This is a genomic window from Nocardiopsis trehalosi NBRC 14201 (genome assembly GCF_001552555.1).
Lineage (GTDB): Bacteria > Actinomycetota > Actinomycetes > Streptosporangiales > Streptosporangiaceae > Nocardiopsis_B > Nocardiopsis_B trehalosi.
This window is the reverse complement of record NZ_BCRK01000006.1, coordinates 59,029-71,997: the sequence shown is the minus strand read 5'-3', so window position 1 is coordinate 71,997 and position 12,969 is coordinate 59,029. Positions and strand designations below refer to the sequence as shown.

Genomic DNA, 12,969 nt, shown 5'->3' with positions numbered 1-12,969 from the left:
ACCGGCGGCCCGCTCCCCCGCGGTCCGTGCTCGACGAGGAGGACGGCACCCGTGTCCATCAGCGTCTTCGACCTGTTCTCGATCGGCATCGGCCCGTCGAGTTCGCACACGGTCGGCCCCATGCGGGCCGCCCGCACCTTCGCCCGCGGGCTGGCCGACGACGGCCTGCTCCCCCGCACCGCGCGGGTCCGCGCCGACCTGTACGGGTCGCTGGCGCTCACCGGCAAGGGGCACGGCAGCGACCGCGCGGTCGTCCTCGGCCTCCTCGGCGCCACCCCCGAGGGGGTCGACGTCGACGCCGTCCCCGGGCTGCTGGAGGAGGTGCGGTCGTCCGGGCGGCTCGACCTCGGCGGCGGGCACACCGTCGCCTTCGACCCGGCGGTCGACGTCGACCTGCGCCGCCGCGAGAGCCTGCCCGGCCACCCCAACGGCATGCGGTTCACCGCCGTCGACGCCGACGGCGCCGAGGTCCGCTCCCGCGTGTACTACTCGGTGGGCGGCGGGTTCGTGGTCGACGAGGCCGCGGTCGGCGCCGACCGGATCACCGCCGACGACACCGAGCTGCCGTACCCGTTCTCCACGGCGGCCGAACTGCTGGAGCGGTGCGCCGAGACGGGCATGTCGATCAGTTCGGTGATGCTCGCCAACGAGCGGGCGTTCGGGCGCTCCGCCGAGGAGGTGCGGGCCGGGCTGCTCGACATCTGGGCGGCCATGCGCCAGTGCGTGCGGCGCGGCGTCACCGCCGAGGGCACCCTGCCCGGCGGGCTGAAGGTGCCCCGGCGGGCGCACCGGCTGTACCGGCAGCTCGGCGGCCGGTGCGACGAGCACGGGCTGACCGCCCCCACGGCCACCGACCCGGCCGACCCGATGCACGGCAGCGACTGGGTCACCCTCTACGCGCTGGCCGTCAACGAGGAGAACGCGGCGGGCGGGCGCGTGGTCACCGCCCCCACCAACGGGGCCGCGGGCATCGTCCCGGCGGTGCTGCACTACTACACCCACTTCACCCGGGGGGCGGGCGACGAGGGCGTGGTCCGGTTCCTGCTCACGGCGGGCGCCATCGGCATCCTGTTCAAGGAGAACGCGTCGATCTCCGGGGCCGAGGTCGGCTGCCAGGGCGAGGTCGGCTCGGCGTCGTCCATGGCGGCGGCCGGCTACGCCGAGGCCCTGGGCGGCACCCCGGCCCAGGTCGAGAACGCGGCCGAGATCGCCATGGAGCACAACCTCGGCCTCACCTGCGACCCGATCGGCGGCCTGGTCCAGGTCCCCTGCATCGAACGCAACGCCCTCGCCTCGGTCAAGGCGATCAGCGCCACCCGCATCGCCCTCCGCGGCGACGGCAGCCACTTCGTCTCCCTCGACAAGGTCATCACGACCATGCGCGACACCGGCCGCGACATGATGGACAAATACAAGGAGACCAGCCGCGGCGGCCTTGCCGTCAACGTCATCGAATGCTGAGCGGTTGCCCCCAGCCAGGGCGTTCGTGTCCTTCAGTGCTGTCGGAGCGTTCCCTGCTTATGCGATGGCGAGCCGGTGACGAGCCCCTGCAGATTTCCTGGGAGAGACGCGGAAGTCCCAGAAGATTTCCTGGGATTTCCCCTGCTCCAGGGGCTCCCTGCGGGGTCTACTCGGTCTGTTGACTCCCGGGTCAGCCCGCCAGCAGCAGTACTGTGCGCTGCCATCCAGCGCACCTCCACGACGATCAAGGCATACCAGCGGTCGGTGCCCGAAGGACAAGTGCATGATTCCTTTTCGGCGAGCGTAGGAATACCGCGGAGATGCGCCCGAACGTCTCGGAGGAACACCGGGCTTCAGCGGTGGAAAGAGTCACTTTCCGGACTGGGCGCTCGAGCAGGCCCCCTCTGACCCGAAACGACGATGTCCTCATCGTCTGCCACCCCTCGCGGCTCCGAGGGCCTTGGACCCGATTATGCTTCGCTCGGCCGCCCATGCCTCGGGGGGGCTCGGTCGCATAGGGCTGGGAACAGATCAACCACCCAGCAGCATGGACCTCCTGGCTGCGCACGGAGCCCGGCACCCTGGTCGCGGAGCGGGCCTCGGCGGTCAGGACGGACAACAGGTCTGCCGACGATCTGGACGTGGTCGCCGTGGGCCCGGGCAGACGTCTCGATCTGCGTCTCGGATCGAGTGGCCGATCGAAGTAGTTTCTCTGCACGAGGCCATGAAGGTCGAGAACTGGATCACCTCGGCAGCCCAGCAGCTAGACCGTATGAGAGAAAAGGTGCGGGCAAGCAAGCCACGCCCGAGCTGCCGACCCAGTTGGGCGCCGCTCGGCGCGATCGACTAGACCTAGAGGGTCGGCACGTCCCACAAATCGGACACAGCGCCGGACATGCACGCGGAAAAGTATCCAGATCGATCACGTGTCCTCGTGTCGACAGGGCATGCCACTCGGCTACCCGTCCAAGGCTCGAACGGCAAACGTGGATAATCGCAACCAGTATTAGAAACCGGAGACAGGCTGGACACTCGACGTGACGTATGACATAGCAGCTCCGGAGCCGACGGGCATGGTCGCCTCACTCAGTTCGCTCGGGTACTCCCTGCCCGCCGCCGTCGCGGATCTCGTGGACAACAGCATCTCTGCGGGGGCGTCCACGGTCGACGTCGAGTTCGCCTGGGCCGGCCAAGACTCCTGGATTGCCGTTTCCGACGATGGTGCCGGGATGACCGCCGACGAGCTGGTGACCGCCATGACCGTGGCCGCTCGGGGCCCTACGACTCCCCGAAGCGCTACGGACCTGGGGCGCTTCGGCGTCGGCCTCAAGTCGGCCTCGTTCTCACAGGCCCGGCAGCTCACCGTCGCCACCGCCACCGCCGGCGAATGGCACGTGCGCACGTGGGACCTCGACGTCGTCGAGAGATCGGGCGAGTGGCGACTGCTACGCGGCGCGGACGAGACGACCACCGAGTTGCTCGACAGGATTCGGGGTAAGGCGGACCACGGCACCGTCGTGTTGTGGCGGCGCCTCAACGGCTACCACGTTGACGCGGTGACGGCGCAGGACGAACGGACCCAGAAACAGTTCTACGCAGAGGCCGCCCGCACGGAGTCCCACCTGGGCATGGTCTTCGGCAGGTTCCTCACCGGTAGCCGACGTCGCGGCCTCCGTGTGTCGGGCAGCCCCGTCGAGCCCTGGGATCCGTTCCTGTCCCGTCACCCGTCCGTACAATCGCTTCCGGTCGAGCGTCTGCCGTTGGGGGCGGGCTCCGTACGGGTGGAGGCGTTCGTACTCCCCAGTGCCCGGAGGCTGGCCCCGGACGAGTACGAGAAGGCCGGCGGCCCCCGTGGGTGGCTCGACCAGCAGGGGTTCTACGTGTACCGCCGGGATCGCCTGATCCTGGCCGGTGACTGGCTCGGACAGCGCGGGCTGCGCCGCGAGGAGAAGTACAACCTGGCGCGGATCGCCGTGGACATCTCCGCCGAGACGGACGTCGAATGGGGGGTCGACGTCCGGAAGTCCAGTGTCGTCCCGCCCGTCGCACTGCGTTCTCACCTACGGCGCATCGCCCTGCAGGCCAGGAGAAGGGCCGCCGACGTGCTTAGCCACCGCGGGCGGATCGCTGCGCGCACACACGGGGATCCGCTCGTGTACGCGTGGAGCGTCGGCCGTGTCGACGATCAGGTCACCTGCAAGATCAACCGGGGCCACCCTCTGGTGAAGGCAGCCCTGCGCTCTGCCGGCACCGGTTCGGCTGACGTGCGCGCCCTGATCCGTCTGCTCGAGGAGACGGTGCCCATCACCGCCCTCCGCGTGATGCACGAGACGGACACCAGCGACGACCCCGAACCCTTCGGAGGCCCCGGGCCCGCCGACGCCGAGGCAACGGAGGTCGCACAGCGCATCTACGAGGCACTGGTCTCGGACGGTCGCTCGCCTTCGGCCGCTCGTGAACGCCTCGGGACGATGCCCCCCTTCGATCAGATGCAGGGCTTCTGGAACAGGTAAGCCCGCTGTCAGTGCCCACCCTTAGCCTGCCCAATGCCGTTTCCGCCCAGCCGGAGGTCTGCTGTGAGTTCCACCCCCGAGGACTCTCTCGGTTCCCTTGCCAAGGCCCGTCGCCTGGTTCTCGCACTCCTGCCGCAGGACCGTCAGCCGACGCCGGACGAGGTGCAGAACGCGGTCACTGTCATCTTCGGGATGCTCGCCGGTCAGGGCGAGGTGCTCGACCGTGACCGGCTGGCCAAGGAGATCGAGGCCCTGACGGCGGTCTTCCAGGAGGGCTCCTCCGGGCTGGAGAGCGACAGCGGGCACGAGCCCTGGCTGCCCGAAGCCAAGAGCAACCGGGCCTGGGACTTCTGGGAACGGTACCGCCGCTACCTGGAGGACGTCCGGAACCTCCCGCCGGTCGTCGTGCGCCGACTGGACCAGAGCACGGACGAGGTCCTGAGCCAGCTCGAGGACCCGCACCGTGCCGGCTCGTGGCGCCGGACGGGGCTGGTGATCGGGCAGGTCCAGTCGGGCAAGACCGGCCAGTACATCGGGCTCGCCGCGAAGGCCGTGGACGCGGGGTACCAGTTCGTGGTGATCCTCGCCGGCATCCACAACGACCTCCGGAGCCAGACCCAGCTGCGTGTCGACGAAGGGCTCCTGGGTTTCGACACCCAGCATCAGCAACGGTCCAACCAGAACGGGAAGTCACGCCTCATGGGTGCCGGCAGGATGCCGGGCGCCAGGAAGCTCGACATCGCCTCCCCCACCAACAGCTCGGAGAAGGGGGACTTCGGCCGGCAGGCGGCCAACGCCGTCAACTTCCCGCTCGGCCGTTTCCCGGTCGTTCTCGTCGTCAAGAAGCACTGGAAGATCCTCGAGTACCTGCGGACGTGGGTGACCGAGGTCCAGGGCACGGAGGACGAGAGCGGGAACAAGGTCGTACGCGACATCCCGCTGTTCGTCATCGACGACGAGGCGGACAACGCCTCCATCAACACCGAGGGAAACCCCGACGCGGACCCGACGAAGACCAACGGCGCGATCCGTGAGCTCATGAAGAGCTTTGAGAAGTCGGCGTACGTCGGCTACACCGCCACCCCATTCGCCAACATCTACATCGATCCCGACGTCGACCACGCCGGCCTCGGCGCCGACCTCTTTCCCGACAGCTTCATCCGCACCCTGCCCTCGCCGACCAACTACCTCGGTCCGGAGCGGGTGTTCGGTCTTCAGACCGACAACGACGACGAGGCGGACGTGCCCCCGCTTCCGCTCGTACGCCCCGTGCACGACGCCGAGAGCTGGATCCCGAGCAAGCACAAGTCCTCCTTCGTCCCCTCCGATGACCTCCCGCCGTCCCTCCGCGAGGCCATCGCCTCGTTCGTCCTCGCCAGCGCTGCACGGCGGGCGCGCGGACAGACCAAGGTGCACAACTCCATGCTGGTGCACGTCACCCGCTTCACGGCGGTCCAAGGCATCGTCCGCGACCAGGTGGACGACTACCTGCGGCTTATCAGGGACTCGCTCCGCGACCGGTACGGACAGGCACCGGAGCGCATAGCCGAGTTCCGGTCCCTATGGGAACGCGACTTCGTCCCTACCACGGACCACTTCCCCGCGGACGAGGCCCAACTCGTCACCTGGGAGGACGTGTCGAGTCAACTCATGCCCGCGCTGCTGAAAATTGGGGTCAAGACGGTCAACGGCGCCTCCCGCGACGCTCTCGACTACTACGAGCACCGCAAGACCGGTCTCTCGGTGATCGCGATCGGAGGTCAAAAGCTCTCCCGGGGTCTCACCTTGGAGGGGCTGACGGTCAGCTACTACCTGCGCACGTCCAGCACGTACGACACCCTGCTCCAGATGGGACGCTGGTTCGGGTACCGGCCGGGGCACGAGGATCTCTGCCGCCTGTACACCACCCCGGACCTGCAGGCGAAGTACATCGAGGTTACTGCTGCTACCGACGAGCTGCGTCGTGAGGTCGAGGAGATGGCGGCGTTGAACCTCAGCCCGAGGTACTTCGGCCTGAAGATTCGCGCATCCTCTCTTGGTCTCGCAGTCACGGCTGCCAACAAGATGCGCCAGGGTACGAAGGTCATGCTCAGTTACTCCGGGGAGGGGCCAGAGACGGTGACCTTCAAACTCTCCGACGGGGTCCCGGAACACAACCTCAAGGCACTCGGGGACTTCGTCCGGAGACTCGACGGCCTGGCCACCGCCGACCAGACGGCGGCGGGGGCCAACGTGAGGTGGAAGCACGTGCCCCCCGACGCCATCGTGGACTTCCTCATGCGTTACGAGACCGACCGCATGGCCCAGAGGGTTCGCCCCCGTTTCATCGCGAAGTACATCGAACAGTGCACGGCCGTAGGGGAGCTTCCGCAGTGGACGGTGGTCTTGATCGGCAAGCAGGCGGCCAAGGGCGCGCAGGACATCTCCGGTTACAGCCTGGGGCCCGTGGTACGCGCGGCGCGCAACGACGTCGACAGCGACGGTCGGTACACGATCCGCCGGCTGCTGAGCCCTCCCGACGAGTACCGCTTCGACCTCGACCGCGACCAGGTGGACGCGGCCCTGGAAGCGACCCAGAAGGCAGCAGCCATCAAGAAGCGGGAGAAGACACCCCGGTTGCCTTCAGGAGACCACATCCGCTGGCATCGCCGAGCCGACCAGGCACTGCTGCTCGTCTACCTGGTCGAGCAGCCGACGACCGGGGACGGTCCGGCGCGGCCCCCCCTGGTCGGTTTCAAGGTGAGCTTCCCGCGCTCCGAGCACCAGTCCGACACCGAGTACGTGGTCAACGCCATCTGGCAGAAGGAGGGTCTCGACACCCTCGACGACGAGGAGGACGGAGAGTGACCGTCACCGAAGCCGAGTGGCGTGACTTGGAGGCACCTCAGGAGGCCCCGGGCAGATCCCGTATCCGCCTGCACCCAGACGCCCCGTTGGACGTCTTCCTCTCCGTCTCCCACCCGGCACAGCGGCGCATGCTCGTGCTCAGGGCCGACGCCCGCTCCGCCGACCACATCGTGCGGCCCGTGCGCCATCTGCCTCGCGCAGCCGGGTTGGAGATGAACGTGAACGCCGTATCGCGTCTCGAGTACGAGCTCCAGGTCGTCCTCACCGCCGACGAACTGCGCGAAGTGTTCAACCCGCTCGTCACGGACGTGGCTGACACTGTCCGAGAGGCCCCTGGGGCCGCGGCAGCCCTGACAGCAGCGGTGGAAAGGTTCGAGCGGTGGCAGGACCTCCTTCGCGCCGTCGGCAGGGACGGTCTCGGCCCTGAGGCCCGTCGTGGACTCGTCGGCGAGCTCCTGGTGCTGCGCGACCACATCCTGCCCGTCGTCGGGCCGGCCGAGGCCGTCTACGCGTGGACGGGACCGAGCGGAGCCGACCAGGACTTCCAGCTGCCCGGAGTCGCCGTCGAGGCGAAGGCCAGCACCGCCAAGCGGCCTCGCAGCATCCGGATCGCAAGCGAGCGCCAGCTGGACGGCACCGGGACGCCTGCGCTCCTGTTGGCGTTGGCGCTGCTCGACGAACGGCGGGGCGGATCAGGAGAAAGCCTGAACCGCTTGGTGGACCGCATACGCCAGCAGCTCGCGAGCCCTGCCGTACGGGCCGCCTTCGACGGTCGTCTGGTGCAGGCCGGTTATCTCCCCCGCCAGCGGGACGTGTACGACGAGCCTCGATACACCGTCCGCGACCTGCGCTTCTGGCACGTGGGGAAGAACTTCCCAAGACTCGTCGAAGCGGATCTTCCCGAGGGAGTCGGCGAGTGCTCGTACCACGTGAACACCTCGGGCCTTGAGCACCACCGCGCCACGGCCGACGAGGTGACCGCACTTATCGGGAGGCCCCATGCCTGAGCTCGACCTGTCCCAGTACGCCCACGACGTCGTCACTGACGTCCAGGCCACCGCCGACGCCGAGGGGACCACCACACCGGAGTCGTTCACGCGGCGCGTGTTCGAGGACCTGGAACGGGCCGGCATCGTCTCCAACACGTTTACTGCCTACCACGCGGCCCACGGTCATCTCGTACACGGGTACGGCATCGGGGAATCCGGGGAGTGCCTCGACCTCTTCGTGACCGACTTCGATCTGGAGCCGTTGGAGTCCAAGCTCACGAAGGGGCAGGCGGAGACCGCGTTCAGGCGCCTGCTGACGTTCGTCCGCCGGTGTCGGGACGGGCTGCGCCAGCACATCGACGAATCCTCCGACGTCTACGACATGTGCGCGGCAGTGGAAAAGGCTCTTACCGAGGTGCGGAGGATCCGGCTCTTCCTGCTCAGCAACCGCGTCGGCACGAACACCACCTTCCCCCCTACCGAGTTCGACGGCCTCCCCGTGACCCACGAGGTGTGGGACCTCACACGGCTGCACCGCCACGAGACCTCCGGCAGTATCAGCGAGCCCATCGTGGTCTCGTTCGACCCTCCGCTGCCCTGCGTCTCGGCACCCAGCAGCGAACCGGACCACTCGGTGACCATGGCCGTGATCCCCGGCCAGAGACTGGCCGAACTGTACGGGGAGTACGGGACGAGACTTCTCGAGCTGAACGTCCGGTCATTCCTGCAGGCTCGCGGATCGGTCAACCGGGGTATCAGGGAGACCCTGCTGCACTCACCGGGCAGGTTCCTGGCGTACAACAACGGCATCACGGCGACCGCGTCCCGGGTCGATTTCGCGCGCGGACCGGACGGCACCCCCACGGGCATCTCCCGGGTGCACGGGTTCCAGGTGGTGAACGGCGGTCAGACCACGGCCTCGTTGCACTACGCCTCGGCCCGGGACAAGGCCGACCTGTCTCAGGTGGCCGTCCAGATGAAATTGACGGAGGTCTCTCCCGAGCGGCTCGCGGAGATCGTCCCGATGATCTCCGAGTACTCCAACACCCAGAACCGCGTGACGCTCGTCGACTTCAGCTCAAACCACGAGTACCACGTGACCGTACAGCGGATCACCCGAACGCTGTGGGCACCGACGACCGACGGCAGCGGCCAGGAGACCCACTGGTTCTACGAGAGGGCGCGCGGCCAGTACACCGACGAGTTGGCCAAGGCCCGGACGCCGGCGAAGCAGCGCACCTTCAAGAAGCTCAATCCGATCAGTCGGAAGTTCACGAAGGCGGACCTCGCGAAGTACGTCAACTCCTGGAGTCTCCTCCCGTTCAGCGTCAGCCGCGGCGCGCAGAAGAACTTCGTCGCCTTCATGGACCGCATCAGCGAGTCGCCTCCACGGGTCGACGTCCAGTACTGCCAGCGCGTGATAGCCATGGCGGTCCTCTTCAAGGCGGTCGACCGCATCGCGGCGTACCATCAGGCGGGCAGCTACAAAAGCATGATCACGACCTACACCATGGCCCGTCTGGCGCTCGCCACGGAACAGCGCATCGATCTTGACAGGATCTGGCGTGAACAGAAGGTCTCGCCAGCCCTCGAAGCGGCGATCGACGACCTATGCCCCCAGGTCATGCGGGTCGTGGCCAGGCCCCGCGAGGGTAACCACGTGGGCGAGTGGGCCAAGAAGTCCTCCTGCTGGGATGCGGTCTCCCGCGTGCCCTGGTCCGTGCCTCGCGATCTGGAGGCCGAGCTCCGTGATCATCCGCTGGACGACGAAGCCCTCGCCGGCGGTGCGGAAGGCGCTCGGGGGGCGAGCGACGAGGTGGCGTCGGTCCCGGCGGACGAGTGGTGCGCCATCGAGCGATGGGCGAAGGAGACGCACCGACTGGATCCCTCGCAGCGTCAGCTCACACAGTACGTCGGCCGGCGACTCGAACTCGGACAGGAGATCCCCGAGCCCCAGGCGGTACAGGCACTGCACGCGCGCAACGAGGCACTTTCGCTCGGGTTCGTTCCCGACCCGTAGATCCGACGAGTCTCGCTCGTCAGGGCTCCCCGTGCTCGGGCAGGTCCCTCACCGCGTTGTGGGCGCGGCGGAGCACGATCCACCCGTCTCCCTTTCGCCGCAGCCGAGAGGTTCCCCAGGTGCAACGCCTCCCTCCACGAGCCAGCCCCGGGGGAACTCCCCGGCCATGGTCGTCGACACGGAGTTCCGCAGGTTCACGGAGCACGGGACGAGTGTGGCACGCTCACACTCGTGGATCGACGACGGACTGGGGCTAAGGTATGGCAGCACGAGGGCCGAGTGGGTCAGCACCGAGCTGAGCGGCCATCTGCGCGGTCGGCGCGCATGGGACACGAAACCGGAGGTGGCCGCCCTCAGGCGTGCCGTACATCGGCTCGGCCTCCGGTTCCGTCTGCAGCGCAAGGTGGCTGTCCGTTGTACGGCGGACTTCGTCCTGCCCAGGTACAACGTGGCGGTGTTCGTCGACGGGTGCTTCTGGCACGGTTGCCCTGTGCACGGCCCGAAGACGTTCCGCGGCCCGAACGCCCCCTTGTGGGGGGCGAAAATCAGGACCAACAAGGAGCGCGACCGTCGGAACACCGCGATGGCCGAGGCCGCCGGCTGGGCCGTCGTCCGTGTCTGGGAGTGCGAGATCCGGGCGGACGTCGGGCGCGCCGTGCTCAGCGTCGCCCGGCAGTGCGACCAGACCCGTGAGCCTGTGTCGGCACCACCTCCCGTCCGTGGATCCCGGCCAACGCGTCCGTGAACAGGCCGCCCGAGATTTTCTCCCGGGCGACGCAGTACCTGCTCAGGGGGCAGACCTCGCAGAACGGCTCCTTGGACCGGCAGAAGCTGTTCCCGATGAGCCGAAGCGCCGCCATACGAAGAGGCGCGTCCTCACCGGCTCCGACGAGCTTCACCAAGTCCACCCGGCCGTCGCTGAGCCTGTTCGTGCGATCCGAATCACTGCCGTGCAGACGGGCGGCGACACGCAGCGCCCCCTGCCCGACCCATAGGAGGTCCTCTCCGACCAACAGCCGGTAGATCGTCGCCTCAGCCGGCTTCAGCTCCAGCTGCTCGCGGACCTTCTCCTCGTCGCACCAGACGCCCGACTCACCGACCCCCACCTCCAGCCGGGCAACCCGCGCCTTAGCTGTATGGGAGGGTGCCGTCGCGGTGAGTGCTTCGAACGTAGCCCTGCTCAGCGACGTCCGTCCCCGCACGACCTCGACCATCTCCGCCAGCCGCGCAGGCGGCAACCGGGTCCCGGACAGTACGGCCACGACGGCGGCCTGCAACCCGGACATCTGCGGGCCCGGCAGCTGATACCAGTCCTCCGACTCACGCCGTCCTTCGGCCCAGGTGGTCAGATCCCGTCGCACCATGCGCCAGTGCGGTTGCAGTCCACCCTCGCTCGATTTCTCGTCGCCCACGGGCAGCAGTGCCTCCGCCGCAGCCTCGCCAAGGAGAGGCGGCACCGCGTTACCGATCTGACGGAAGGCGTCACTGCGCGTTCCGGCGAATCGGAACCTGTCCGGGAAGGTTTGCACCCGCGCGGCCTCGCGAACGGTGAGGGTTCGCGGCTGATCCTGGTCGGGGTGGATGTACCAGTAGCCGTCCTTGGCGATGTGGGCGGTGATCGACCTGCTGAGGTCCGCCCAGTCGAGCTTCTTGTACTTGTCCGTGAAGTGGTCGGCCTTGTAGCGCTGTAGTTCCGGGTCGATCTCCGAGTACAGGGTCCTGGAGTTCATGCTGGCGAATATCTTCGCGTCGTCCTTCCGGACCCGACGGGTCATGTGGTCCCACACCAGGTCCCTGGGCGCCCGCTTGCGCATGTCCCGAGCGAACTTGGAAAGCTGGGACGGCTCGCGGTACGGGAGCTCACGCTGCCCGACACGCTCGGTGGGCACGACAGGCAGCACCGGCAGGTCACCGATGGCGTCGCGCAGTGTGGTGCGCTTATCGTGGTCCAGCTCCTGCCGCCACGAGAAGCGCTCCACGTCGTTCCTCGCCAGCAGGATCAGTCGCTTCCTGTGCTGCGGGACGCCGTACTTCCACGCATCGACGAGACGCACCTGCGTCGCGTAGCCAAGGCCTTCCAGCTGCTCCTCGATGGTGCGTACCACGAAGAAGTCGTCACCGAGGCCCATGTCCGGCACGTTCTCCATGAGGACCGCACGCGGTCGGAGGCGCTTCACGACGTCGAGGTAGGCGCTCCACAGTTCTTTGCGGCGATCATGCGGGTCGCGACCGTGATGCTCCACGAGGCTGCGGATCTTGCTCCGGCCAGCCCTGCTGAACGGCTGGCACGGCGGGCCGCCGGCCACCAGATCGATCTCGGCCGGCGCCAGCATCTCGACGAGCCTGTCGCGCTCGTCAGGATTGCCCAGGTCCATGCGGAGGCTCATGCCCGAGAAGTTCGCGGCGTGCGTCTGGAGCGCCCGCTCGTCGAAGTCCACAGCGGCTGCGACCGTCCACCCGGCTCGCTCCAGTCCGAGGCTCAGTCCACCCGCTCCGGAGAAGAGGTCGACGGCCAGACGCTTGCCGGCACCGAAGCCACCGAGCCACCTGTCGAAGTTCTCGGGCTTGCAGCTGTTCCTGTGACGCCTGAGCTCCAGGTAGTCGCTCCGCTCCAGAGGCACCTCATAGTGCTGCCTGCGCACCGCGCCAACCTCCATCGGACGAGAAGAACGAGCACCAGGAGATCACACAACCTCTGGCAAGATCAAGAATCCGGCGTCCACCTCGGATGACTGGATCGATCGGGACGCTCGGGCGCCCCGAGAATATTACGCGGCATCCGCCCCTGCGGCCGAAAGCAGCCCGCAGAAAAATCAGAGAGGGCCAATCATACGGACAACCACCGACAAGATCACCGGCAGTCCTGTTATTCATGCCACTCCGAACGGGCATTTGCTCCAAGCGACACAGGCACCGCGGCTCATACCATTGCGTCGTCCGTGGCATCGGCTTTCCCCGAGGTGACGTCGGCGTCCTGCAGTCGGCCGAGCCCGTGGCCGAGCTGAGGAGCGAACGTCCGGGACGATCCTGCGCGGCTTCGTCCGCGGCCGCCGACGCGTCCACTGCGGCCGGAGCGACTGGTGGGAACACGCCCTTTGGACAAGGAGGGCAGCGCCTCGGCGGCCGCGCGAGGTCCCGC

Annotated in this window: 7 protein-coding genes; 6 read left to right on the top strand and 1 reads right to left on the bottom strand. The window is 67.9% G+C overall.

Features of this window, described 5'->3' with window-relative positions; genetic code table 11:
• Positions 1-51 precede the first annotated feature (51 nt).
• The 6 genes from NT8_RS02315 to NT8_RS28285 all read left to right on the top strand — a co-directional run bounded on the left by NT8_RS02315 (position 52) and on the right by NT8_RS28285 (position 10,575).
• The gene (locus NT8_RS02315) at positions 52-1,461 is read left to right on the top strand and encodes an L-serine ammonia-lyase (protein WP_067963686.1); all 1,410 of its coding nucleotides are present in this window, start codon (positions 52-54) and stop codon (positions 1,459-1,461) included.
• Between the two features lie 1,037 nt (positions 1,462-2,498).
• Positions 2,499-3,974: an ATP-binding protein gene (locus tag NT8_RS02310; RefSeq protein ID WP_067963682.1), complete on the top strand. Its 1,476-nt coding sequence runs from the start codon at positions 2,499-2,501 to the stop codon at positions 3,972-3,974.
• A gap of 63 nt (positions 3,975-4,037) precedes the next feature.
• A complete protein-coding gene (locus NT8_RS02305; RefSeq protein WP_067963679.1) occupies positions 4,038-6,821 on the top strand; it encodes a Z1 domain-containing protein in 2,784 nt (927 codons plus the stop codon).
• Positions 6,818-7,828: a PD-(D/E)XK motif protein gene (locus tag NT8_RS02300; RefSeq protein WP_067963677.1), complete on the top strand. Its 1,011-nt coding sequence runs from the start codon at positions 6,818-6,820 to the stop codon at positions 7,826-7,828. The genes NT8_RS02305 and NT8_RS02300 overlap by 4 nt, the downstream gene beginning before the upstream one ends.
• A complete protein-coding gene (locus NT8_RS02295; protein WP_067963673.1) occupies positions 7,821-9,830 on the top strand; it encodes an AIPR family protein in 2,010 nt (669 codons plus the stop codon). The genes NT8_RS02300 and NT8_RS02295 overlap by 8 nt, the downstream gene beginning before the upstream one ends.
• Before the next feature lie 166 nt (positions 9,831-9,996).
• Positions 9,997-10,575, top strand: coding sequence for a very short patch repair endonuclease (locus tag NT8_RS28285; RefSeq protein WP_084468578.1), 579 nt, complete (start codon positions 9,997-9,999; stop codon positions 10,573-10,575).
• On the opposite strand, the gene NT8_RS02290 is transcribed toward NT8_RS28285, so the two are convergent.
• The gene (locus NT8_RS02290; protein WP_067963702.1) at positions 10,490-12,472 is read right to left on the bottom strand and encodes a DNA cytosine methyltransferase; all 1,983 of its coding nucleotides are present in this window, start codon (positions 12,470-12,472) and stop codon (positions 10,490-10,492) included. The two genes, NT8_RS28285 and NT8_RS02290, sit on opposite strands and share 86 nt — an antisense overlap.
• Positions 12,473-12,969 lie beyond the last annotated feature (497 nt).

What these genes read in the sequence shown, in the direction of transcription:
- NT8_RS28285 (WP_084468578.1), top strand. Translation starts at nt 9,997, where the DNA reads ATGGTCGTCGACACGGAGTTCCGCAGGTTCACGGAGCACGGGACGAGT.
- NT8_RS02295 (WP_067963673.1), top strand. Translation starts at nt 7,821, where the DNA reads ATGCCTGAGCTCGACCTGTCCCAGTACGCCCACGACGTCGTCACTGAC.